We start from the raw sequence: 24,563 nt of genomic DNA on the forward strand, positions 1-24,563 counted from the left end.
GTTTTGGACGATTTTGATAATTAACTACGCCTATATGTAGCATTTTTGTGCAAATTGTTACATGATTTGATGAAAAATAAAAATTTTACTTTCACCTACCTACCCAACTTTTAAAATCCGATGCTTTTGCCTTGCTCACTACAATACGCTCACTACACGGCGGATGGACTTCTACCAACAGCTTACTGTTAAAGTGTAGTTTTATAGTAACAATAGCTTCTCTACGTACTATAAATTGCCGGTTTGCCCTATAGAAAAGTGTTGGATCAAGTGCCTCTTCCACTTCCTCTAACTTGATATCCAAAACATACGAACGCTCTTGTACCGTAACCGCTTTTACCATACCGGTATCTATATAAAAATAGGCAATATCCGCAGTTTTAATAGGCAATAATTGATCACCGATACCCACTAAAAATGTCTGTTTATACCTATTGGGCTTGGTCTGTATTAAATGTAAGAGACTTTGCATCTGCTGCTCGTCCATACCCTTTTTTTGATTTTGGGCATTAAAGCGATCCAAGGCATCTGAAAGCTCTTCTTGATCAATAGGCTTCAACAGATAATCAATACTATTCACTTTAAATGCCTTTAACGCATACTGGTCATAAGCGGTGGTGAATATAATAGAGATGTTAATAGTGACCTGATCAAAAATCTCAAATGAAATACCGTCTGCCAAGTGAATATCCATAAACACCAAAATACCTTCAAACGGATTACTGAAAAAATCTACTGCAGCCTTAACGGTATCTAACACCGTAACGATCTCAATATTTGGATCGATCTTGGTCAGCAGATACGCCAAGTTATCACTAGCGGCAAGTTCATCTTCTACAATTATTACTTTCATGCCGGTTGGTTTAAGGGCAATTCTACTTTAAATATATCATTTTGGGTGCTTACCTTAACTTCATTCTTTAGTAAAAGCAAGTAGCGTTTCTTTAAATTGTACAAGCCCGTGCCCATACCTTCTGCCACGGTGCTACGCGTACGAATAGGATTTTCCACAAACAACGATTCTTCTGTAGAATACACCTTAACGGTCAACGGGTTGGTAGATGATATCTCATTATGCTTTACAGAATTCTCCACTAACGATTGCAAAGCCAAAGGTGGCACTTTACGATCTAAGAGTTTTTCATCTATATCTACCTCTATTCGTATACGATCGCGGTAACGGGTTTCCATTAAATAAATATAGCTACGTAAAAACTTTAGCTCGTCTTTAACGGGCACCAAATTGATCTCGCTACTCTGCAAAATGTAGCGGTACATGTATGAAAGCTTATTTACGAACTGCGTAGCTTTTTCATTCTCACGAATTAATGACGATAACGAGTTTAAGGAGTTGAACAGAAAGTGTGGATCTATCTGGTTTTTAAGGGCGGCAAGCTCATTCTCCAAATTCTGTTGTTTCAACTGTTCATTTTCTATTCTACTTTCTTGCTTATCCGTACTTACCCGTAATAACCTGGCTATAAAAAATAACACTATAGATAGATTGATGAAGGTGAAATTGACCCAACCTTCTTCGTGAGATTCCAATACCCTGCCATTTACCAAAGGATAAAACGCAATAATTACCTTGACCACTACAAACAGCGATACAACATTTATGACCAGTATTAATAGCCATTTTAAAAACGGAGGCCATTTTAAACCATCATAATCTATATTGGCATTTAACTGAATGACCGACCAAGAAAAACAGAAGAAAAATAGGTACCTATATAAAAAATCGGTTACCCATGACATGGAGAAATTTAAATTCCCCTCCATAATACCATTATATAGATAGATCGTTTTTGGCAACGATACCAAAATACCTATAAGTAGGGCCGTTTTTACTACTTCGCCCTGTTTAACCTTTGTCAATGCCATGTAATCTCTTTTCTAAATGGTACTTCTCAAATATACCGTAATAATAACTTTGAATTTGTAAAACGTAAAAAAGCCGGCCTTCACAAAAGCAAAGACCAACTTACATTTAAACTACACTAACTTCTTAAAGTGCATAGGCGTCAAAATTGTTTGGCAAATATGCCGCTGTTTCAAAACCTAATTCCACTATTTCTTCCTCTTCAAAAATTTCAAAATCTATATCGGATAAATTAGCACCTGCATAGGGATCAAAATCAAGGGGCAAATATTCAAAGGTGTCAAAACCTAAGTTTATTTCTTCGGCCATCTCTACCACTTCTATTTCATTGGCGTTTAATTTGCCCATTTCTAAAGATGCTTCTAACTGCGCTTCTAGATCAATAACACAATCTTCAAAAATAGCAGTGATTTCTGCCTTATCTGCTTCCTTTTGTTTCTGTACTCCTTTAAATGATATAAAGGTGACGGCCACTATGACTACCGCCGATAAAATTTTAATGTTTTTCATGATTTTATAATTTTAAGTTTTTAGAATTGTTTTTCTATACCCCAAAGATATTGAGCAATACCGCAGGCAGATAATATTAGTGACTCAACTGTCGAATTTGCCATCTAAAACAGCTTTAGACAGTTATGAATTATTTTTGGTGGATGTAAAGCGGGAATAATTTTGAAGAAATTAGTACTTGAGCACTACCAATCTGATGCTTTTAAACAAAGAGTATACTTTTGTTTTTACGGATGCCTTCCTATTTAGTGAACCACTCCCTAACCGTTTCCTCTGCCAATTTATTATTTGGAGTAAAGGCATTGTTATGCTCGCCACGGTATTCTATGTAGCTAGGAAATTTCCACCATAGTATGCCCTGGCACCATGGCTCATTTTGAATTCCCTTAAATATAACCTCATAAGACCTTTGCTGTGCCTCTTCATTGATAGTTTCATCTGCCTCAGCATGCGGATTCTTCCAAGGGGTATCTATACTCCTGAATCCGATTTCGGTAAAAACTATTGGCTTTTTAAAACGGTCATATACTTTTTTAATTTTGGTCTTCACAGTATCAAACCTTAAGCTCATTTCGGCATTGGTAGGATTGTCTTTTTTACTTAATGGATAGTAGGAGTTCAACCCAATGAAATCTAAATCGTCCCAAAACTCGATTTTCTCGAACTCATCGCCCCAATTGGCGGCATAAGTGATCTTACCTGAGTAAAGTGCACGGGTTTGTTTGATCATTTGGCGCCAAGCATCTGGTCTTGCCAAAGTGGCCTTTGTAAATTCCACACCAATACATAAGGCATCCATCCCATGAATTTCTGCCAAGAAGGCGTAATGACGAATCCATCTATAATAATAATCATGAAATTTATCCCATTGGGCATCCGTAGGCATATCTATACCACCTGGCCAGCTTCCACCTACATATATTTGTGGCTTTAGCAAGGTATACATGCCCATTTTACTTGCCATGGACACGGCATGTACCACGGCATCATCATTTTCACTACCGGCATTATCACTAAAGTGTAAAGGGGTTGGTGTATTAATATCGTTAATACCCGTATAAGGTACAATGGCCATGGCATTACTGCCCATGTTCTTTTGTTTTAAAAGAGATTCGGTCGCTTTTTGAGAACCGTAGCCGTTGTAAATACTATAACCTTCATGTGCAAAATTAAAACCTTTTAGATAGGGTAATGTCTTTGCTTGCTTTTGGATTTTAGGATGCGCTTTTGGCAACTCCTCTAAATACTGCTGCCATTTTACATTCAATCTTTTTTTCTCAGTATCAGAAAGCGATACGTTCTTATATTGTTTCAAGTACCGATCCTTACCCCAAGTCTTGACCAAAAAATCTGTGAAGGCACCTGCCATACAATCCCTGATCAATGAAGATTCCATTTCTAAAAATGAATTGTCCAATAGCTCTGCTACGGTATACGTATTTTCAGATTCTACCAATCTTGCCGCCCAGTACTTATAGCCTTTCATTTGCCAAGTATCCGTAAAATAAATAGGTAGACCTACATTAAATATGGTTTTACTACTCTCCCCAATTAGGTTGTATAAAACCAATGCATTGTCCCTACCTATATTATTATGTGCATATATATTATTAACAATAGTATGTACGGCATTTGTTGCGGGATCAAAAGTAGAGTGATCGGTATTGCCTGTCATTAAACCTTTCTCTTCTGTACAGGTATAAAAGTTATAGGTGATTTTTGGGACATTGCCGTTACCAACAAAATTGACCACTTTGGCCTTGGCCGCTTTGATCTCTTTTAATTTTTTAGTTACATCTGCAGTATCGATCGCTTTTTGATGGTCTATAAACTTAAACTCCTCAGTATCCAATAACACTCTTGTACCTGTGGCGAAATCAAAGAAAGTAGACCCTTCAATTCCCCAACGGATATTAAAATCGCCCATAACCAATCGTTCTTTCTGCTCATATACCTCATATTCTAAATTCTGACGGTAAAACGACTGACCTCTTTCTGCTACCTTATCGGCAAAAAGTTCAAACACTTCTTTGGCATCGGTTCCTGTTAAATATGCGAAAGGTAATTTTGAGTCCACCGGACTTGGGTAAAAACAAACGCCTAAAATTGAATTGTTATTTGGAATGCTCTTAGTCCCTATGGTAATATCGGTTTCAGAAATTTGAAACGGCGTATTGGCCATATATTTTTTAATGAAAGGGTTTTCATTTACAGCACCCACCAAATAGACAATAGATGTCTTAAATTCTTCTTGACCAACCTCATCTACCGATTTAAAACTCACCTTTACACTGCGTCTAGAACGAGTAAGTTCTTGTTTTGAAAGTACGTCCAGAAGTTTTTGGTACTGCAGTTGCAAGTTGGGGTCCTTTGCCCCATACACCACTAAAATCTCTCGTTTATCAAAGAACGACCTACGTAAATCCCTTCTAGTAGAAACGGAATCCAGAGCTACGGAAACACCTTCATTTTCCGATGTTGGCAGATATTGTACCCCTGCAAAACCTACAATGCCAACTATTACAAAAAGTGTGACCAAAAGATATTTCCTTTTCATGAACCAAGAGATGATTAAACTATAGTATAAGATAGCAAAACTGTAAAACCTAAAGCTGACCAAGGCGTTTTTTAACTTAAAAAAAGGAGTTTTATGATTTGCTGTCGCATGGTGCTTAAAATCAAATTGTATCTTAACTTTGTAATCTAATTGCCAACGCTTCATGAAATCTTTGCTATTTTTTACCATGCTTTTCTGCACTACCCTTTTAGTTGCTCAAAACAACGCTGTAATTCCTTTAGAAAACTTTACCGAGTTACAGGTGTATGATAGAATTAGCGTTACCCTGGTAAAAGGCGAGGAAAACAAGATCGAAATACCTCTTGAACACAAAAAAGACCTTAGCATTACCGAAAACGATGCACGTTTACGCTTAAAAATGTGTTCTGGGGAATCTGTATTAAATTCCATCTTAAGCCTTAAACTTTATTATACCGAAGCATTATCGATAATAGATGCCAATAAGAATTCTAGAATTATATCTACAGGATTGGTCATTGGTACAGATTTAGCGATCGAAGCACAAGATGCCAGCACCATTACCTTAAATATTGCCTATAACAATGTATCTGCCAAAAGCACCAGTGGTAGTGAGATAAAACTTTCGGGTACCAGCACCAACCAAGAGGTCATGATCAATACCGGAGGTAAACTTTTTAACAAGGGGCTAAAGACTAAAAACAGTACCGTAATAGTGCTATCTGGTGGCAGTGCCGAAGTTTATGCCAGTGAGGCCGTTATTGCAAAAGTAAAAGCTGGTGGTTCCATTACGGTATATGGAAATCCAAAATCAGTGGACAAGGATGATACCTTTGGTGGCAAGATCGCCATACCCGAGTAATTACTGTTCTATACTCTGAACATTAAACGCTACAAGTTCACTTTCTTGAAATTGCGGAGTAACCTCGATCGGGTTACAGCATACTTCACAATCTTCTACATAAGTCTGTTGCGCAATAGATGGGTCTAGAAGCATGGAAACTTCTTCCCAGCAATACGGACATTGAAAATAATGCTCGAACATAGAAAATGGTTACGCTTTCAGCTCTTTTGCCAATTCTTGTAAGGTAAGAGTTTGTATAAGATTTCCGCCATTTGAAGTAAAAATGGTCTCATGGCCTAATTTTATGGCCAAAATATCCTCATCCTCTTCCAAATGAATATCGGTAGCGTTGATCTGTACTTCTTCCAACTTTACATCAAAGCGTTTTTTTAAGGTTATTGAACCGTTCGCCTTACGTAACTCAAATCCATAAAAATCGAAAAGTCGTTGTAACCCACTAAAAAAACTGAAGCCAATAAAAATTAAACCTGCCATGGCAAATTTATATGCCAAAGTAAAAACATCCAGTTCATCTCCATTTATAAAGGTGTATACCAAATTGATACAACCGTACACGCCCAAAAGAAACACCAAAAGACCAACAATAACCGCTAAAACATCTGTAAACAATGCTTTTTGAGTTCTTGTAACGGTAAATCCGTCAACGGTTCTATTTGCTTGAAAACCAAAATCCTTCAAATACTCTAAATTCTGGATCTGTGCCCTTTTATTTGCAATGGTGGTGTTTAAATCACTAAGGTCCACAACAACAGCACGCTTTTGCAACTCCTCCTGTAAACTTAATTGCGCTTCAAAAGTGAGCAATGAATGTTGGTTCATTATCTCTATGAGTTCGCTATTTGTTCTATCGCTATACATGTCTTTCGTAATTAATTGCCCCTTACAATTCTATATTCAATAACTGCCCAGTTAGCTGCAACAATTGTAGTTCTGCCAGCTTAGCATCATATTTTGCCAAATTCTTATTGGTCTGCGCATTCAATAAATTGATCTGTGCCTGTCTAAATTCTATGGACGTAATACTACCTAACTGAAACTGCTCTTTTGAACGTTCAAAGTTATTCTCATTGGTAAATACGTTCTGTTCTTGTATTTGATATATTTTCAGCAGATTCTCATATAACGCCATGGCATTCTGCATATCACGATTTACCTCTAGCTCTACCTGCTTTCTTAACAGTTCTTGATTGGCATAGGCAATTTTTGCATTTTTTACGCTTACCGTTGTACTACCGCCATCAAAAAGATTCCATGTTAAACTGGCACCCAATGCATAATTACCAACGTTAGAATTTGTACCCGGAAAAACCGCTCCCGTTAAAAACGCAGAAGGTGCATTCTGGTTTCTGTTCCAACCGTAAGAACCCGTTAACCCAATAGTAGGCAAATACCCAGACTTATTTACTTTAATGTCATAGGCATTAATGTTCAAATTGGTCTCTGTCTGTAGTACGGCCACGTTATTGGCTATGGCTTGATCCATAAACTCCACAATCTGAAACTTAGGTATAAAGACCACTGTGGTATCTACCATATACTGTGAACTTAAATCTTGATTCAACACTACGTTTAGATCGCGCTTTGCATTGGCCAATTGCTGCTCAGTGTTCAATAATGCAATACTATCATTGGTCATATCTACCTGTGCGTTCAAAATATCCAATTTGGTGTTTTGTCCGTATTCAAAAGAATATTCCGACCTTGTGATCCTATCCCTAGAAATCTCCAAAGCTTGCTTTTGTACATTTCTATTTTCAGTTAAACGGGCAATTTCAAAATAGACCGTAAACATTTGGATCATGGTGTTCTCAATAGTCTCACGTGCCTGTAAAGTACTTAGCTGATACTGCTCTTTTAGTCTTTTATAGTTATAGTACCTACCCAAACCATCAAACAAAGTGTAGTTAAGGTTTAAAGCCGCACTGTATCTTTGGCTCTCTGCACCATCTATGGAAATATCATCTCTAGCACTACCATCATCATTGAACTGCCCTGGGAATTCCGTAGTGGTATTATTGTTATTATATGTAGCAGCGGCAGTACCCGTTAACGTTGGCAAATAGCTGGAGTTGAGCACACTAGCATTATTCTCGGCAATATCAACCTGACCTTTTGCAATCTCAATTCCAAAATTATTCTCCAATGCCTTAGCTACAGCTTCTTCTTTTGAGAGTGTTTTCTCTTGTGCAAAAATTGAACAAACAGGGAGAAATATCAATAATGTGATGAATCTTACTTTACTCATTATAACTTATCTAGATTCTTATGTGTTTGTGCACCATCTTCTATTGCATGTTGCGTATGACCTTCTAAATGCGCAGCTTCCTTTCTTTCCTTGATCGCTCTTTCTACCTCTTCTTTCGTAATCTTATGACCAGAAGCGAAAGATAGATTCTGTGCTTTTAAGTTGTTACTGAACGATAAAAACAATGGCAACATCAATAAGGTAAGCACCGTAGCAATACCAATACCATAAGCAATGGAAATTGCCATTGGCTTTAAGAATTGCGCCTGTCTACTGGTCTCTAACATTAATGGAGCTAAACCGGCGATCGTGGTTACCGATGTTAAGAAAATTGCCCTAAATCTTGATTTACCGGCTTCAAAAATGGCGTTGTCAAAAGACATACCTTCCCTTAAATTAGAATTGAACTTACCTATGAGTACCAAACCATCATTAACCATAATACCGATCAATGCAATGATACCCAATATAGAAAGTACGTTTATAGGAAAATCATGAATCCAGTGACCCCAAGCAACTGCGGTAAAGCTAAATGGCACCAATAACAATAACATTAACGGCTGACTGAAACTTCTAAACGTAAATGCAATTGTGATGTATATTAAAAGGATTACCGTAAAACCAACCAGTTTTAAAGACCCTGTCAACTTCTCCAATTCTCTATTTTGCCCTTCATAAGAAGCACTTACCGTTGGATATTTAGATTGTATTTCCGGCATGTGTACGTTCTGAATCTCTGTCATGATTTCCGTAGGACTATCCTTTACATCTTTCATATCTGCGGATACCTGAATTTCACGCCTTCCTTCTAAACGGTTGATGGCTACATCTCCACGAACAATAGTATAATCTGCAACCTCGCTTAATGGCACACGCTCACCAGACGGAGTTACAATTCTCATATCATCTAAATTGGAAATTGAAGAACGCTCTTCTCTATCATAGCGCACCCAAACCCTAATCTCATCTTGCGACCTTTGAAAACGTTGTGCCTGTACACCAAAGAAACCGGCACGAACCTGGGTCATTAAAGCTTGAAGATCCAAGCCAAGTAAATAGGCATTTTCCTTTAAGGTCAATCTGATTTCTTTAATACCGGCAGGATCATTATCGGCAATATCCTTTAATCTTGGGTTTTTAGTAAGAATTTCTTTAAGCTCAACCTTTGCAGCCTTTAATTGCTCTATATTATTCCCTAATAAGGATACCGATACAGGCGATCCTCCAAAATTACCACCAGAACCATAGATCAAACTTTCTACTCCTAAAACCGGACCTACCAATTCTTCCAATCTACGGGTAACCATATCCGCAGAAATCTCATTAGGTCTTTCTTCGCCTGGTAATAGGTTAATGGTCAAAACCGCAGATGAAGACCCCGGTCCTAATCTTCTGATCATATTTTCAAAAACCATTTTATCACCTTCAGGAAAATATTTATCGGACAGTTCTTGATTTACTATGATTGCTTTCTCCTCTATAAATGAAATAATAGAATCTGTTATTTTCTCATTGGTTCCGTTTGGCATTTCTAATTCTATACCCACACGGTCACTGGCAATTCTTGGAAAGAAAGCCGTTCTAATAATACCACCACCAACAGAACCTAACGTTAATATGAATGCGGAAGCGAAAACGGCGAACATAAATATTTTATGATTCATTGAAAATCTCAATACGGGAGTATAAAGATTATCACGCATCCATACCATTAATCTATCTCCAAACTCATTGATTACCCTAAGTTTGGCAAATGCATTTGCGAATCCGCTTTTTGGCTTGGTATCTATAGGCTGTAATGCTTTTGAATGTGCCAAGTGAGCAGGTAATATGACCAATGCCTCTACCAATGACACCACCAATGTTAAAATAACGATTACGGATACTTCACCAAAGAATTCCCCAATTCTACTATCTAAAAATAAGAAAATAGAAAATGCCAAAATAGTGGTTATAATAGCGGAAATAATTGGAGGTAATACCTCCATAGTACCGTCTACAGCTGCCTGAACAGGAGATTTACCCTTTTCATAATGCTGATAGATGTTCTCTGCAATTACAATACCATCATCTACCAGAATACCAATTACGATAATCATACCAAATAATGATAGTACATTAATGGTGACATCAAAGAAGCCCGCAAATACAAACATTCCCAAAAACGCTACCGGTAAACCAAAGGCTACCCAGAACGCCAATCTTGTATTCAAGAAAAGTGATAGGAATATCAACACCAATACCATACCCATAATGGCATTTTCGGTTAATAGTTGCGTTCTTTGATTAAGTGTGATAGATTGATCGGAAACAACATCCAATTTAATGTTATTGTACTTTTCATTGAATACATTAACATACTCATTCACCTGATCGGCAGCTACAATAAGATCTTCATTATTGGTACTTGTAATAGAGACACTGACAGATAAATTGCCATTGAAGTAACTTGCATTTGGAGTTTCCGCAAAGCGATCCCTTACTACGGCCACGTCTTTTAAACGAATTACGTTACCTGATTGATCTGCCCTAACCACAAGGTTATTTAACTCACTACCATAATACGAACGGTTATTGGCACGTATTAAATACTCTTCAGCATCGGTCTTAATATTACCACCGGTTACAAGTATATTGGCATTACCGACTGCACTTGCAACTTCTGTAAATGAAAGTCCGTATGCCAAAAGGTCATTCTCGTTCACGGCTATTTCAATTTCCTCATCTGGAAAACCAGAGATCTCTATTTGAGATATACCGTCCATTGCACGTAGGTCATTCTCAATTTCCCTACCTACACTTTTTAATGTTGCCAACGGAATATTATCTCCACTTATTGCAAATGATATGGTTTGGCGAACGGTCTCTAACTTAGAAACGATCAAAGGCTCCATACCAGTTGGAAAGGTAGGCACCCTATCTACAGCATTCTTGACCTCCAACAGCATGAAATCTATATTTTCCCCTTTTTCGATCTCCACATTGATCGTACCACTATTTTCTCTTGAGGTAGAGGTTACACGATCAACGCCTTCAAGTCCTTTTAGGTTATCTTCTATCTTTAGAACAATACCTTCTTCCACCTCTTGTGGCGAAGCACCTGGATAGGTAATGGTGATGGAAATATTCTTAGAATCCGTCAGTGGAAAGTAAGAAGATTTTAATGCCTTTGCACCAACTATACCAAATAGGGCAAAGGATATTACTACGACATTTACGGCAACATGATACCGAATAAAATATTCAATCAGTTTACGCATTATCCTTTAGTATTTTCTGGTTGTTCAGCATAAATTTTAACTGCCATACCGGTATAAGCTCCGCTTATTGGCTTTGACACTATAGTAACACCATTGGGGACATTCTTAAGAACTACACGCTTATCTGAAAAATAAACGGGCTCTACATCTATGACGTCAAGTATAGAATCCCTTACTACAAAAATCTTGTTATCTTCCAATAATAGACCTCTATCTACCTCAATAGCATTCTCCTCTTTTTTAGCATCAAGATCAGCCTCTAAGTACATTCCTTCCCTTAGATTCTTATCTTCTACCTCTATATATGCATTTACGGTTTGTGTCGCTTGATCAATACTTCCATTGATTCTAGTAACCTTGCCCTTATATGTGCTGTTATCATCCAAATTTGTTAGTTCTACCGATTCACCCACTTTCAATAGATCCGTATATCTTTTACTTATGGCAACTTCCAATTCATAAACTTCGGTATTAATGAACTCCCCTAGTTTTTGACCTGATCTCACCAAAGTACCTTCTGTAACCAAAGTCTCTGTCAGTACTCCGGAAAATGGTGCTACAATACGGTATTTGGATAATCTTTGTTCTAAATTCTTAACATTATAATAGCTGGTTAAAATACCTCTCCCAGAGATGAAGAACTTTTCTTTTTCAGTAGCCATTTCCGGTAACGCCGGAGTACTTTTAGACATATCAAAATTGGTAAGATAGTCTTGCCACTTTGAGTAAATGTCCGGGTAATCTAAACGTAAATCTGGCATTACCGCCGTTAATTGATTGAAGAGATTACTTTTGGCAGACTGCACACTTGCCGCGTATTCATCTGCATCTATATTTATAATGGTCTCACCTTTACGAAAAGACTGACCTTCTTTAAACAATTTGCTCCCCTTTTTGAAGACTCCTTGAACCTCCGCATATAGCTCTACGCGTTGTTTAGCGGTTAAATTACCATTTGCCGATACTATAATTGGTACCGTACCATTTTCAACGACCTCGGTAAATACTGTTTTTACTACTTTCTCAGATTTGGGTTTGAATGTTTTCTTACTATCAATAATATAACCCGCTAAAAAAAAGGATACTACAATTAGTAAAATACCTAGAACGGTAAAAATAATTTTTCGCATTTTATTATAATTTATAAGCGTATTTCAAAAAACACAGGATCAAAAGTACTTTTTAATATCCCTTAGGATGATGATGATTAAATGAAACGACCAAATTCAAGAGTGAAACGACTTTGAAACAATCTCAGCTTAAAACAACATGCCGTTGTGTACAAAAGTTTTTAAAAAAAGCACTTACTATCAACGAGTAAAATGTCTTTACCTTATAGGGTAATCATCAAAATATTGTTAAAACAGAATAGCTTTTTTAAATAGACTTTAACTAGAATTTTTTGGAAATCATATAATCATCGGCGAAACTACAAAAAAACACTTCTGGCATTGAAAGCCTTTATGGTTAAAGTAATCATAAAAAATATTGACTTTACTGTAGGTATAAAACAAAAAAGGGATGCTCTCGCATCCCTTTCCCTTAGTATTTTTAAGCTATTTAATTTCGCTTTGCATCTTCATATTTGGTATCTACTATACGTGTTCTATTTATTTCGCCCGTACCAAATTTTAAATTCAAAAATTCGTCATCACTATCAAACACGGCAAGTTTAGTACTTTGCATTCTTAACAATGAGTTTAGAGATCTAAAATCATTGCCTTGCAATTGTACAAATTCCAGGTTACTCAATGTTGCCATACCACTTGGCAAATCGCCTTCAAATTTATTATAAGAAAGAATTATTTCCCTTAAGTTCACCAAACGTCCTAAATCTACTTCAATTGCTCCTGCCAACTTATTTCCAAATAACTCTAAACGCTCTAATTTTTCAAGTTTTTCAAGCGACTTGGGCAAACTTCCCTCCAAATAATTACTGGAAAGATTCAAAATCTTAAGATTAGAAATTTCACCGATACCATCAGGAATTTCACCTTGAAATAAATTATTGAACATAGAAAGTTCTTCCAATGCTGCCATTTTTGAAAAATCTTGGGGCAAAGTCCCTGATATCTTGTTCATTTCTAAACGCAACGAGGACAATTTTTGCAAACTAAACAAATCTTTAGGCAGTTCACCTTCAATCACGTTAAAAGCAAGGTTCAATGATTTTAAATGAGAAAGCGCAGAAATACCATCAGGAATAGCACCTGTTAAATTGTTGCGATATAATTTTAAACCAACAACATGACCGTTTGCAACCTCAACTCCATGCCAAGTAGCTGGATCGGACTTCAAATCCCATTTACGCTGCCACTGTTCACCAACGGTGCTCTTATTGAAATCTATTAAATATTGTTTCTCCTTTTCAGGTATTTGTGCATTGACCAAATAACTACAGGTCATGAAAAGCACTATGCAGGTAAAATTAATAACATTTTTCATACTGAAAATATTAAGGTTTGGGGGCTTTTTAAATACACTTTTCACAGCTTAAACAAGTATAAACCTACTTTAGTGTAAAAAGTACTTTTATTATAACGTGCAAAAAATACATTTATGATATATAGCTGAACCTTTATGGTACAAAAACAAGAAAGAGATGCTGTTCAACATCTCTTTCTTTCACCAAACTAACTAAAAGTGTAAACTACTCTTACTCTTCTATATCCTCAAACTTCGTATCCGCCATTCTGGTTCTACTGAAGTTTATATCCTTAAATTCTATTTTTTCGTCTTCTTTATCGTAATCAAAAACCAAATATTCTTTAGTTTCCAAAAGCTCTAAAGCTTTAAAAGAACTAAAATTGTTGTTCTGAATCTGAAATACCTCTAGGCTAGCCAATTGTGAAAACTCGTTGGGAATATCACCTATAAGTCTATTGTTCGCCAATACCAATTCCTTTAAATTACTAAGGTTACCCATATCTCTTGGAATAGCACCTTCTAATCTATTTTCAAAAAGACCCAAAGTCTCTAATTGAGATAATGCACCCAATGAACTTGGTATATCACCAATGAATTCATTACTAGAAAGGTTCAGCACCTTTAATCCTTTTAAATTACCAACCGTAGATGGAATCTCCCCTGTGAAAAAATTATTGAAAGCAGAAAGTTCCTCTAGTTGTAACAAGCTACCAATACCTTCAGGTAGTTCACCATTTAGCCTGTTCATTTCTAACTTTAATATTTTTAAATTGGATAGGTTTTCAATTTCTACCGGTAACTTACCTGTTATTGAATTAAATGCAAGGTTCAATACTCTTAGGTTCTCAAGATCACCTATCTGCGAGGATAAAGAACCCATAAGATTATTATGAAACAAGTTGATTTCAACTACCTTGTCATTTTCAACCTTAACCCCGTGCCATTTAGAAACTGGTGCATTCAGATCCCATTTCTTTACCCAATGCTTACCATTGGTAGTTTCGTAAAGATCAATTAATGCTTTTTTCTCTTTTTTAGATACTTCTGCAAAACAAACTGTTGTCAGAAATAATAAGCTGAAACTTAAATAGTATAGTTTTTTCATATGATGGTGGTTTGGTAAACGTATTCAACTAGGAATTATCCTACAAATTTGAACTAATAACGTTGAAAACTGAAATTTTATCGTTGATTTACCCTGCTATGTTGTGAAAGTAGCTAAATCTGTGGTGAAACTATCAAAATCTGTGGTGAGACAAAACTGAATTATGTTAATTCCTCAATATCAATAGTTAACGTTTCCCACTTTTGCATTAACGTCTCTAATTTCTTCTTTTTGGCTTGATATCCATCAAAGAAATTAGGCTCAGCTATAGTAGCATCATAGTCTACCAATAAATTATGGTCGATTTCTTTGATCTCCTTTTCCAAAGAACCAATTTTACTCTCTACAGAGCTTAATTGATTTTTTAAACTCTTAATTTTTTTCTGATCTTGAAATGATGTGGATGCTTTTGGCTTCTCCTTTTCAGTAACTACCGTCTGTTTTTTCTCAATTGCCCGAAAATCCTCTACTTTGCGTTGCTCTAAGTAAAAATCTACATCGCCCAAATATTCTCTAATCTTTTGGTCTTTAAACTCATAGACTTTATTTGTAAGTCCTTGTAAAAAGTCTCTATCGTGAGAAACTAAAATTAAGGTGCCTTCAAAATTTAAACAGGCTTGTTTTAGTACATTTTTAGATTTGATATCCAGGTGATTGGTAGGCTCATCCATTACAAGTACGTTAAATGGCTGCAATAACATCTTTGCCAAAGCCAAACGGTTACGCTCACCACCGGACAAAACTTTAACGTATTTATCAACTTCATCTCCCCTAAACAAAAATGACCCTAAAATATCTCTAACCTTACTTCTATTCTTTTCATTGGCGGCATCTATCATGGTATCAAGTATGGTCTTATTACCATCTAAATACTCTGCCTGGTTCTGAGCAAAATAGCCTATTTGCACGTTATGTCCCAGTTTTAAGTGCCCCTCATGTTCCAAATCTCCAACTATAATTTTAGCCAGGGTAGATTTTCCTTGTCCGTTCTGCCCAACAAAAGCCGTTTTGCTGTCACGTTCAATGAGCAAATTAATATCGTTTAACACCAAATTTTTGCCGTAAGACTTAGAAAGCTCCTCTATCTCAACCACTACTTTGCCAGGGGTGACGGATACAGGAAAACGCAGACTCATTACACTGTTGTCATCTTCATCAACTTCAATACGTTCAATTTTATCAAGCTTCTTTATTAAAGATTGTGCCATAGAAGCCTTGGTAGATTTTGCCCTAAACTTCTCTATTAAACGCTCTGCTTGCTGAATCTCTTTCTCTTGATTCTTTTGTGCATTAATTTGTTGTTGTTTGATCTCATTTCTTAAAACCAAATACTGGGTGTATGGCTTATTATAATCATATATGCGACCTAAAGATATTTCTATGGTTCTATTGGTTACATTATCCAAGAACATTTTATCATGAGAAACAATTACAACGGCACCGGTATAATTATTTAAAAACTGCTCAAACCAAATAATGGATTCTATATCCAGGTGGTTGGTGGGCTCATCTAAGAGCAACACGTCATTACTTTGCAGCAGTAGTTTTGCAAGTTCTATACGCATTCGCCATCCACCGGAAAAAGTTTCGGTCTTTTTATCAAAATCCTCTCTTTTGAAACCTAAACCTTGCAGTATTTTTTCTGTCTCCCCTTGGTAGTTATATCCTCCCAAAATTTCATAATGTTGGGTAATATCACTTAAATCTACTATTAATTGATTGTACGATTCTGATTCATAATCTGTACGCTCTGCCAATTGATGGTTAATCTCATCTAACTTTAACTCTAGAGCTTTGATCTCTTCAAAAGCTTGATAAGCTTCTTCTAAAACCGACCTGCCTTGAACAAAATCTATATCCTGTCTTAAAAAACCAATTTTTATGTCTTTTTCAACTGCAATTACTCCGGTATCCAAAGCCATATCCTTATTAAGCAGTTTTAATAAGGTTGACTTACCTGCACCGTTTTTACCTACTAATCCTACTCTATTACCGGCATTTAAGCGAAATGAAATTTCTTCAAATAGATATTCTCCTCCAAAAGAGACAGATAGGTTGTGAACGTTTAACATAAATTCTAATTCTTCTTGTTAGCCTTGGATATAGATAAAAATTATCTATACATACATGCTTAATTATCTTTTCTTCAAATAGATATAAGACAAGAAAAATGCCTTAAAATCGTACCTTAGTATAAAGTTTTGCAAATGTTAAAAAAAGGAAACAAACTCTACAGTATTTTAACAGGAAGTTGCCCCAGATGCCATAAAGAAAGTATGTATGTGGACAAAAACCCATATCATATGGGCAAAATTTTTGAAATGCACGAAAGATGTGGTCATTGCGACCTAAAATATAAAATTGAGCCTTCTTTCTTTTATGGCGCTATGTATGTTAGTTATGCAGTAGGTATTGCTTTTGCCGTTGCAGCTTTTGTCATAGCCAATCTTTTTCTTGGAGCTGGCCTCATCACCACTTTTATTGCGATAATTGGAACCCTGGTCGTTTTTATGCCTGTAATCATGAGAATTTCTAGAAATATTTGGATCAATATGTTCGTGAAGTATGATGCCAAGGCCACTTTATACAACACTAGTCATTAGTAAACCGGGCTATGTCCATTTCTGCCAATAGCGGTGCTTTTGTTTCAATACGATCATAAAGAGATTTGGCCGCCCACGGTGCAATGGTAATACCATGAGATCCAAAACCGTTCAGCACCCATAAGTTTTTGTGTTTAGGATGTTGCCCCACCAATGGTCTTCTATCTTTTACCGTAGGTCTCATACCTCCTACATGATCAACCACGGTATAATTACACTTTAAAAGGCCATTAAGTTTTTCTATAAGTTCATTCTTGGCTTTCTCTGTAGTAATATTGTCTTTTTGTTCTCTATTGTAAGTTGCACCCACTTTGTATAGATTATCACCAAGCGGAATTAAAAAAATAGATGATTTAATAATATTCCTCTCATTTAAATCTTTTGCCTTGATTACAATATATTCTCCTTTAGACCCCTGCATTGGCAAATAATTGAAAAACGGATTGCACACCATACCGTACCCTTCGGTAAATACAATGTTTTTAGCTTTTACATTTTGATATACAACACAATCCTCTTCAATTTTCAATTGCTCATAATGAAATGTCTGTGCGAAAATTTTATCATTTTCACTTAGCCATTTCTCATAACTATCAAATAAGAATTTAGTATCTAGTTTACCTGTTTGTAATACTTTACCAAATTGAAAAGGGATGTTAAGGGCTGCATTATCGTTTTGCGCCAAGGCAACATCCAAAAAGGGCTTTAACTTGTTTTTATCGGCAGCTTCAAACCACAAATTTTGCTCTTCAATAGAAGCGAATTTTCGGAGTACATTTAATTTTTCATCAAACCTTACATTTAAAAATTGCTCTAACCCGCTATAAAATTCGGTAGCCACAGGCAATTGCTCATCTGCCCGCCATGAGAGTGTAAACCTTTTTAAAATTATAGGATTGTACAAACCACCTGCAACCCTAGAAGATGTTTGCGAACGGTCATTAAACACTACGAAAGTCTTATTATTTCTGCGCAGGTTTTCACAAAAGGCAGTACCTGCCAAACCTAGACCAACAATCATATAATCTACCATACCACAAATGTACTTACAATGTATGAAACAGTATATAAAACAAAAGACCCGATCTACAGATCGGGTCTTTTTTATGTGAATTGGATTTTCAGCAAGCTTAGTAAGCCCACATGTCTTGTTCTTTATCTCTAATAGTTTCTTTGATTCTTTTTGCTTCCAACAATTGGAACAAAGCATTATCAGAAATATAATCATCAATATTTCTATCTCCTTGAACGTTATCTTCTTTATAAATAACAGCATCAAACCTACGTGCATTCAACAACATGTCAAATGATATGGGTTGTGCAGAATTCTGGGAGTTAAATAGTTTAGCCTCGTGCAACATTTCACGCGCATCTGGGTACCATACCCAAAAAAGCTCAACCATATCTGGATTTTCGTCGTCCATAAAGTTAACATCCGGAGCAACAGGAGCAATACCTAAAAGACGGTACTTTAACTCTCCTTGTCTTTTATCAAAATACCAAATTCCCTTTATATGATATTCTTCAATATCCGCTGCAGAAATAGTTCTACGAGTAATATACTCTTCAGAAACAGCTTCACCTGCATTCATTTGCTCATACCCATAATCTAGGGTATCAACCATTTGCAAGGCATCTTTTAAATCTGCATAAGTTCTTTTTTGTGTAAAATAAGAATCTGTATAAGTATCTAATTTTCCACTTTTTAAATTTTTAACCAGTACGTGGTATAACGACCTTCTATCTGGTCCAATATCCATAGTATCTGTTGGGTAGTATAATGGGAAGTTTACTCTCTCATCTAAATCTATGGTCTCCCATAAGGTTTTAGACCAAAGTATATCCCTATCATCTACATAACCATATTCTAATGGAGCATCATTATCCACAGCCTTTTGAGCTTCTGTACGAATACCAACCTCACTAGGTTTCTTTGCGTTCAATACATTTGCCTGGGCCATCATTGATAAAGGTAACATTGTTACCGCTCCCATTACTAAAACATTTTTCCAATTCATGTTTGTTTCACTTTAAAATTAACCGGGCAAGACCATAGGGCTTACCCGGTATCATTCCATTTATTTAGTTTGTAATCTCCACTACTACTGGAGATACTTTCTTTAACTTGTAACTCTTATTGTTTGTGATATAAGCTTCGATATCGAATATTTGTACAACATCTCCTCTTTTAGCACGTGATAAAGCTTGTTTAGCCTTAGCATTCATTTTGTTTCCTCTAACAGAAACGGTTGGCTGACCTGGTACTTTGAATTTGAAACCGCTTACCGCTAAGTTCAAATCAAAATCGAAGTCTTCTAAACCAGCACCTATAGTAGCGATCTCAACATTTCTCTTTGGAAGTTTAAGACTACCAGTTTGCTTGCTTATGCTACCTTCCGGTCTTGGAATATCCTTAATTCTGAATTCTGACTTAGAAGATACAGACTGACCATCTGGCAATGTACCTGAAGCTGTAATAGTAACATTTCTACCAGTACCTGGTGTCATTACATACTTACTACCACTTACCGCTTTAAGACCTGGAGCAGATGCTCTAACCTTATTGTTAGGTATACCTGGTATAGAGATAGACATTGGGTTAGCAACACCTCTATAAACAACATTCATTTTATCTGCAGCGATCAAAGCAGCATTTGGCTTAGAAATCGTTGCGAAAGAGTTATTAACCTCAACAGGAATTTCTTCACCGTCTTGCTTAAAGTAGATCGTACCTTTTACTTCATGATCACCGGCAGAACCAGAACCAATCAACATTTTAACACCACCTGCCTCTAATTTATAATCAGAACCTTCAGATAATTTTCTTCCGTCTAAAGTCAACTCAGCTCTTACTGGAGTAGAAGAATTATCAGTTTTGCTGATAATGATCTTACCATCGTACTTTTCACCTGCATAGTATGCAGATTTAGTAGCCGAAAGAGATGTTGCAAAGTTCTTTAAAGAAACTTGCTCGGTCAACTCACCTGCCAACATAGATTTCAAAGCTGCCTCTTCAGTTATCTTAACATCAGCTTGTAACTGTGTTAATTTAGCCAAAGATGCTACTAAAGGATACCCTTCGTAGTGGTAGTTGATCCAATCTTGCTTTGTACCGTCTCTTTTTTCAACTTTACCGTTCTCATCTCCTGTTTGGAAACGATCGATAACAGATTGCTTTAAAGCAGCTGGTACTATTGCAGCAACTTGATCTCTATAACCTGTAAGGTTACTCATGAACTTCTTACCGTCTTCCGATAAATTTTCACCTTGAAATAATTTCTGGTCTAAGTAATCGGACATATCCATACGAGCATAATCTTTAGGATCTTCGATCCCTTCCATCATACCTTTTTTAAGTCCTTCCAAATAATCATAATACTCTTGAGACATTGCTTTGATCTGCTGAGCATTTTGATATAACTTGTCATACTTTGCAGCATCTTCAGATGCTTTAGTTCCAAGACTTTCCAAGAACGCATTGTTACTTGCTGTTGTCTTTTCGTTAGAAGTCTCTAGCTTTTCATTCATAATACCGAATGCCGCTAGCACCTCTTTACTCATGTTTAACGCCAACATTGCGATGAAGATCAAATACATTAAGTTGACCATCTTCTGACGTGGTGATTGTTTTCCTCCTGCCATGGATTTTTAATTTAGATTTTTAATTAATAATTGATTCGGGTCGGTAAAAATCCAAATTAGTTTTTGCTCATTGCAGATAACATACCTCCATATACACCATTCAATGAAGAAAGGTTTGTAGACAAAGATGCCATTTGATCTTTAAGTGCACTTGCATTTTGAACAACCTCTTCATTAACTGAAGCTTGTTTGCTAGCACTTTCCAATTGTACTTTATAAAGACTGTTCAAAGACTCCATTTGAGCTGCAGCCTGAACCATTTCGCTTGAATATTTCTTAGTAGACTCCATTGCATCAACAGTTGGAGCGATACCTTTAGCAGCACCTTCAAAGTTCTTGATGCTAGTACCTAAGCTTTCCATAAGATTTGCATCTACACCAGCTTCTTTTAATAAGTCATCCAATTTCTTAGATAAAGATGCCTCTGCTTCTTTTACTTCTGTAGCAGCTTGTGCTTTCTTAGGAGCTTTACTCTCACCACCAGCTAATTCTGGGTATACCAATGACCAATCTAAATCGTCATCTACTGGTTCAAATGCACTGATCGCAAAAATAAGTGCTTCTGTTATAAGACCTATCGCTAGAAGAATACCACCATTTAAAGGTCCTAACTCCCAGTGAAGAATTTTAAATAATGCACCGATAATTACAACTGATGCTCCAAGGCCGTAGGCCATGTTAAATAATTTTTTTGTGGATTTTGACTGTGCCATGATTTTAATTTAATTTAAGGTTTAATAAAAAAGATTTGGTTAAAAAATGAATTTGAATTTATTATAAAACTGTTAATATTATTATTTATTGTGTTGAGTCTTCCTCACCCATATAATCTTGTACCGTTCTGAAACCTATGTAACTACGAGCTGAATCTGCATACTCAAAGTCTCTTGTACTTACTTGTAAAAAGTATGCTACATCTTTCCAAGAACCTCCTCTAATAACTTTTCTTGTGTTAGATTGATCACCTCCGTTAGGGTTCATTGTTGAAACATAATCGTAAGCACTTGGATCGTAGCTAGAGTTTGTCCACTCAGATACATTACCGGCCATATTATACATGTTATAATCATTTGGCTCGTAAGATTTAGCTTCTACCGTATATAAAGCGGCATCTGCTGCATAATCTCCACGTTGTGGTTTAAAGTTTGCCATAAAACAACCTGTATCACTAATAACGTATGGTCCACCCCAAGGATAAGTACCACCTTCGATACCACCTCTTGCCGCATATTCCCATTCTGCCTCTGTTGGAAGTCTAAATTGGTTTACGAACTGCTTTCCACGACTCTTATTATCATCATTCTTGAACTTGGTTCTCCAATTACAGAATGCTTTTGCCTGTTGCCAGCTAATACCTACTACAGGATATTCGCTATACGCATCATGCCAGAAATAATCATTGTGCATAGGCTCATTGTACGAGTATGAGAAATCTCTGATCCATACCGTAGTATCCGGATAAATTTCCACCTCTTCTGTTCTGATAAAGTCTTTACGGCTAGTATTTCCTTTTACAGATGCTCTTGCCGCAGCTTCAATATCCATCCAGCTGTACTTATATTTTAATTGCTTAACGTCAATAGTACGTTGACCATTATAAGATTCTTCTTCAGATAAATAGATAGAATCCATAATTTCGGTATAATACTCATCTGGATAGTCCGATGTATCCCACACTAGGTCTTCATCTTTGCTCAACGCTCTACCTTCGTATCCTGTTTCGCCCATACCGGAGTAATTATCCAACATATATTTATCATATACAGATGCTCTTGTTGTATCTGCATCTTTAAATGCATAATCACCAATACCACCTTCTTCTGGACCAATACCTAATTCATCTGCTAAAATGGCCAACTTGGTTCTAACAATAGAATCTTTTACCCATTCTACAAACTGACGATACTCACTATTGGTAATTTCAGTATCATCCATGTAAAAAGAACGTACCGTAACTGTCTTAGTTGGTGCATTCAATAATTTTCCTTGGTCTTCCTCACTCTTACCCATGATAAAAGAACCCCTTGGGATAAGTTCCATTCCATATGGTTTTTCTGGATACCACTTTTTTCCCTGGACTCCGGTTAGCTCACCTTTCTGTTTAGACCCACAACTTGTGAGTAAAAAAACAAACGCTATAGAGGATAACAATAGCTTCTTCATACTTTAGGTTAAATTTCGATTATGGTTTAAACTCAGAATACAATAATTTATTCTAACAACTAAAACTAGGTTTTATATAAAATATTGTATTAAAGTCTTTTAATGCTTTAAAAAAAATTATGTTAATTAAAGCCTTTCTTATAGGCCTTGAACCACCTTTCAGGAATCTGTTGATTACATGCGTCTACATAATCCTTCTCGGTGCAAGGTAATAACGCAGGTGTATTGGCTTTAGTATGTGAAGTAAAAATAGATGGCACTTCTGTCCACCATCTTTCTGTTAATAAGCTTTTGTAGAACACCAATTCTTCATCTTCGCTAGGTACGTTATACTTAACAAAATCATCTGTTTTGGTGTATGGAGATTCTTTAATCCTAAAATTGATACCTTCTATAAAGTACCATATTATTTGTGCTATTAGCTGTTGTGATTGTACGGTATTCTCCATTTCGTACAATCCAAAAACAGACACTTTATCACTGATACCGGCATATCTGGATATTGCACATATTTCTCTACCATTAAATCCGTTAGGAGAGAAATTTGCCGACATAGAAATTTCACTTGCTTTTACAGATCGCAAGTCTAAACTTACCATGTGCGCATTTCTTAGCACAGGCTCTGCCAAAGAAATATCATTTGCAACCTCACCAAGTCTATAGGCATCAAAAAATAAACGCTCCATAAGATCTATTTCTTCCTGGGCATTAAAATAACTTTGATAACCAATATTTGAAAAATTGAAAAGGTTATTAGGTTTGTCTGTAATGATTTTACTCATGTAGGAATGCGAAGATATAAGCTCATCTTCTATACCAAAATCGAACCTGCTATCAATAGCTACCAGGTTGATCATATCCCTAATACCATCAAAAGCCCTGTATGCAGGATATGTAATATCTTGTGTAGCTCCTAAAATGATAGGAATGATATCTTCTTCAAGTAAACCGGCAACTACTTCTTTTACCACAAAATAAGTATCCTCTACAGTTGCGCCTTCTTCTATATCCCCCAGATCTACAATAGTTGCGTTCCAATTTCCTATTAAAAGTTTGTAGAACTGTAATCGTATAGCGGAAACATCTAGCTTTTCGTGTTTTTTCTCATATGCATTTCTAGACTCCCTTACCCCTAAAATGGCTACTGTGGCATTTGCCAATACCGGCAAACCATCCTTTTCAGTATGTATATAGGTGTTTTTACCAATAGATTGACTTGGCAATAACTCATTATGGGCTAAAACTTTGTCCGATACCGGAACTAAAAAATCAAAGGCCATTATTGAATAGGTTTAGAAATCATAAAAATACTACACTCTTATAAA

At 36.2% G+C, this 24,563-nt stretch carries 20 protein-coding genes; 2 read left to right on the forward strand and 18 right to left on the reverse strand.

Annotated features, from left to right (window positions below; all coding sequences use genetic code 11):
• Nucleotides 1-91: 91 nt before the first annotated feature.
• From VBZ51_RS05680 to VBZ51_RS05695, 4 genes are all read right to left on the reverse strand, one after another.
• Nucleotides 92-853, reverse strand: coding sequence for a LytR/AlgR family response regulator transcription factor (locus VBZ51_RS05680; protein ID WP_416576338.1), 762 nt, complete (start codon nt 851-853; stop codon nt 92-94).
• Entirely contained in the window at nt 850-1,884 is a 1,035-nt protein-coding gene (locus VBZ51_RS05685; protein ID WP_416576339.1) for a sensor histidine kinase, read from the reverse strand. Before VBZ51_RS05685 ends, VBZ51_RS05680 begins: the two co-directional genes overlap by 4 nt.
• A 124-nt stretch (nt 1,885-2,008) precedes the next feature.
• Nucleotides 2,009-2,392, reverse strand: coding sequence for a hypothetical protein (locus VBZ51_RS05690; RefSeq protein ID WP_416576340.1), 384 nt, complete (start codon nt 2,390-2,392; stop codon nt 2,009-2,011).
• A gap of 241 nt (nt 2,393-2,633) precedes the next feature.
• Nucleotides 2,634-4,949 carry a glycoside hydrolase family 113 gene (locus VBZ51_RS05695; RefSeq protein WP_416576341.1) on the reverse strand — a complete coding sequence of 772 codons (2,316 nt, stop codon included), beginning with the start codon at nt 4,947-4,949 and terminating at the stop codon, nt 2,634-2,636.
• A gap of 163 nt (nt 4,950-5,112) precedes the next feature.
• On the opposite strand from VBZ51_RS05695, the gene VBZ51_RS05700 reads away from it, so the two are divergent.
• Nucleotides 5,113-5,790 (forward strand): head GIN domain-containing protein, encoded by a 678-nt coding sequence (locus tag VBZ51_RS05700; RefSeq protein ID WP_348361031.1) that lies wholly within the window; start codon nt 5,113-5,115, stop codon nt 5,788-5,790.
• On the opposite strand, the gene VBZ51_RS05705 is transcribed toward VBZ51_RS05700, so the two are convergent.
• From VBZ51_RS05705 to VBZ51_RS05740, 8 genes are all read right to left on the reverse strand, one after another.
• Nucleotides 5,791-5,973: a CPXCG motif-containing cysteine-rich protein gene (locus VBZ51_RS05705; RefSeq protein ID WP_058105087.1), complete on the reverse strand. Its 183-nt coding sequence runs from the start codon at nt 5,971-5,973 to the stop codon at nt 5,791-5,793.
• 9 nt (nt 5,974-5,982) lie between these two features.
• Complete coding sequence (locus VBZ51_RS05710; RefSeq protein WP_321828320.1) at nt 5,983-6,651, reverse strand: hypothetical protein; 669 nt, start codon at nt 6,649-6,651, stop codon at nt 5,983-5,985.
• Nucleotides 6,652-6,673: 22 nt separating this feature from the next.
• The gene (locus tag VBZ51_RS05715; protein ID WP_416576342.1) at nt 6,674-8,038 is read right to left on the reverse strand and encodes a TolC family protein; all 1,365 of its coding nucleotides are present in this window, start codon (nt 8,036-8,038) and stop codon (nt 6,674-6,676) included.
• Nucleotides 8,038-11,298, reverse strand: coding sequence for an efflux RND transporter permease subunit (locus VBZ51_RS05720; protein ID WP_416576343.1), 3,261 nt, complete (start codon nt 11,296-11,298; stop codon nt 8,038-8,040). The genes VBZ51_RS05715 and VBZ51_RS05720 overlap by 1 nt, the downstream gene beginning before the upstream one ends.
• The gene (locus VBZ51_RS05725; protein WP_074670018.1) at nt 11,298-12,428 is read right to left on the reverse strand and encodes an efflux RND transporter periplasmic adaptor subunit; all 1,131 of its coding nucleotides are present in this window, start codon (nt 12,426-12,428) and stop codon (nt 11,298-11,300) included. Before VBZ51_RS05725 ends, VBZ51_RS05720 begins: the two co-directional genes overlap by 1 nt.
• Nucleotides 12,429-12,858: 430 nt before the next feature.
• Complete coding sequence (locus VBZ51_RS05730; RefSeq protein ID WP_416576344.1) at nt 12,859-13,743, reverse strand: hypothetical protein; 885 nt, start codon at nt 13,741-13,743, stop codon at nt 12,859-12,861.
• A 211-nt stretch (nt 13,744-13,954) separates the two neighbouring features.
• Nucleotides 13,955-14,830, reverse strand: coding sequence for a leucine-rich repeat domain-containing protein (locus VBZ51_RS05735; protein ID WP_074670020.1), 876 nt, complete (start codon nt 14,828-14,830; stop codon nt 13,955-13,957).
• 161 nt (nt 14,831-14,991) lie between these two features.
• Nucleotides 14,992-16,902: an ABC-F family ATP-binding cassette domain-containing protein gene (locus tag VBZ51_RS05740; protein WP_071340378.1), complete on the reverse strand. Its 1,911-nt coding sequence runs from the start codon at nt 16,900-16,902 to the stop codon at nt 14,992-14,994.
• A 135-nt stretch (nt 16,903-17,037) separates the two neighbouring features.
• Here VBZ51_RS05740 and VBZ51_RS05745 point away from each other — a divergent pair, with 135 nt between their 5' ends.
• Nucleotides 17,038-17,433: a DUF983 domain-containing protein gene (locus VBZ51_RS05745; protein ID WP_416576345.1), complete on the forward strand. Its 396-nt coding sequence runs from the start codon at nt 17,038-17,040 to the stop codon at nt 17,431-17,433.
• Here VBZ51_RS05745 and VBZ51_RS05750 read toward each other — a convergent pair.
• The 6 genes from VBZ51_RS05750 to VBZ51_RS05775 all read right to left on the reverse strand — a co-directional run bounded on the left by VBZ51_RS05750 (nt 17,423) and on the right by VBZ51_RS05775 (nt 24,518).
• The gene (locus VBZ51_RS05750; RefSeq protein WP_416576346.1) at nt 17,423-18,466 is read right to left on the reverse strand and encodes an NAD(P)/FAD-dependent oxidoreductase; all 1,044 of its coding nucleotides are present in this window, start codon (nt 18,464-18,466) and stop codon (nt 17,423-17,425) included. The genes VBZ51_RS05745 and VBZ51_RS05750 overlap by 11 nt on opposite strands.
• Nucleotides 18,467-18,563: 97 nt before the next feature.
• Entirely contained in the window at nt 18,564-19,451 is an 888-nt protein-coding gene (gene gldN, locus VBZ51_RS05755; RefSeq protein ID WP_058105077.1) for a gliding motility protein GldN, read from the reverse strand.
• Between the two features lie 64 nt (nt 19,452-19,515).
• Nucleotides 19,516-21,075, reverse strand: coding sequence for a gliding motility protein GldM (gene gldM / locus VBZ51_RS05760; RefSeq protein ID WP_058105076.1), 1,560 nt, complete (start codon nt 21,073-21,075; stop codon nt 19,516-19,518).
• 56 nt (nt 21,076-21,131) lie between these two features.
• Nucleotides 21,132-21,788: a gliding motility protein GldL gene (gldL, locus tag VBZ51_RS05765; protein WP_058105075.1), complete on the reverse strand. Its 657-nt coding sequence runs from the start codon at nt 21,786-21,788 to the stop codon at nt 21,132-21,134.
• A gap of 85 nt (nt 21,789-21,873) precedes the next feature.
• Nucleotides 21,874-23,238 carry a gliding motility lipoprotein GldK gene (gldK, locus tag VBZ51_RS05770; protein ID WP_058105074.1) on the reverse strand — a complete coding sequence of 455 codons (1,365 nt, stop codon included), beginning with the start codon at nt 23,236-23,238 and terminating at the stop codon, nt 21,874-21,876.
• Between the two features lie 122 nt (nt 23,239-23,360).
• Nucleotides 23,361-24,518: a formimidoylglutamase gene (locus VBZ51_RS05775; protein WP_058105073.1), complete on the reverse strand. Its 1,158-nt coding sequence runs from the start codon at nt 24,516-24,518 to the stop codon at nt 23,361-23,363.
• Nucleotides 24,519-24,563: the final 45 nt, after the last annotated feature.

This window comes from Maribacter sp. HS, from assembly GCF_048059195.1.
Lineage (GTDB): Bacteria > Bacteroidota > Bacteroidia > Flavobacteriales > Flavobacteriaceae > Maribacter > Maribacter dokdonensis.

Excerpts from the sequence above, each read along its gene's own strand:
- VBZ51_RS05685 (WP_416576339.1), bottom strand. The coding sequence starts at position 1,884 with ATGGCATTGACAAAGGTTAAACAGGGCGAAGTAGTAAAAACGGCCCTA.
- VBZ51_RS05695 (WP_416576341.1), bottom strand. The coding sequence starts at position 4,949 with ATGAAAAGGAAATATCTTTTGGTCACACTTTTTGTAATAGTTGGCATT.
- VBZ51_RS05700 (WP_348361031.1), top strand. The coding sequence starts at position 5,113 with ATGAAATCTTTGCTATTTTTTACCATGCTTTTCTGCACTACCCTTTTA.
- VBZ51_RS05745 (WP_416576345.1), top strand. The coding sequence starts at position 17,038 with ATGTTAAAAAAAGGAAACAAACTCTACAGTATTTTAACAGGAAGTTGC.
- VBZ51_RS05720 (WP_416576343.1), bottom strand. The coding sequence starts at position 11,298 with ATGCGTAAACTGATTGAATATTTTATTCGGTATCATGTTGCCGTAAAT.
- VBZ51_RS05735 (WP_074670020.1), bottom strand. The coding sequence starts at position 14,830 with ATGAAAAAACTATACTATTTAAGTTTCAGCTTATTATTTCTGACAACA.
- VBZ51_RS05715 (WP_416576342.1), bottom strand. The coding sequence starts at position 8,038 with ATGAGTAAAGTAAGATTCATCACATTATTGATATTTCTCCCTGTTTGT.
- VBZ51_RS05680 (WP_416576338.1), bottom strand. The coding sequence starts at position 853 with ATGAAAGTAATAATTGTAGAAGATGAACTTGCCGCTAGTGATAACTTG.
- VBZ51_RS05775 (WP_058105073.1), bottom strand. The coding sequence starts at position 24,518 with ATGGCCTTTGATTTTTTAGTTCCGGTATCGGACAAAGTTTTAGCCCAT.
- VBZ51_RS05690 (WP_416576340.1), bottom strand. The coding sequence starts at position 2,392 with ATGAAAAACATTAAAATTTTATCGGCGGTAGTCATAGTGGCCGTCACC.
- gldK (WP_058105074.1), bottom strand. The coding sequence starts at position 23,238 with ATGAAGAAGCTATTGTTATCCTCTATAGCGTTTGTTTTTTTACTCACA.
- VBZ51_RS05705 (WP_058105087.1), bottom strand. The coding sequence starts at position 5,973 with ATGTTCGAGCATTATTTTCAATGTCCGTATTGCTGGGAAGAAGTTTCC.
- VBZ51_RS05750 (WP_416576346.1), bottom strand. The coding sequence starts at position 18,466 with ATGGTAGATTATATGATTGTTGGTCTAGGTTTGGCAGGTACTGCCTTT.
- VBZ51_RS05730 (WP_416576344.1), bottom strand. The coding sequence starts at position 13,743 with ATGAAAAATGTTATTAATTTTACCTGCATAGTGCTTTTCATGACCTGT.
- gldL (WP_058105075.1), bottom strand. The coding sequence starts at position 21,788 with ATGGCACAGTCAAAATCCACAAAAAAATTATTTAACATGGCCTACGGC.
- VBZ51_RS05710 (WP_321828320.1), bottom strand. The coding sequence starts at position 6,651 with ATGTATAGCGATAGAACAAATAGCGAACTCATAGAGATAATGAACCAA.
- gldM (WP_058105076.1), bottom strand. The coding sequence starts at position 21,075 with ATGGCAGGAGGAAAACAATCACCACGTCAGAAGATGGTCAACTTAATG.
- VBZ51_RS05725 (WP_074670018.1), bottom strand. The coding sequence starts at position 12,428 with ATGCGAAAAATTATTTTTACCGTTCTAGGTATTTTACTAATTGTAGTA.
- gldN (WP_058105077.1), bottom strand. The coding sequence starts at position 19,451 with ATGAATTGGAAAAATGTTTTAGTAATGGGAGCGGTAACAATGTTACCT.
- VBZ51_RS05740 (WP_071340378.1), bottom strand. The coding sequence starts at position 16,902 with ATGTTAAACGTTCACAACCTATCTGTCTCTTTTGGAGGAGAATATCTA.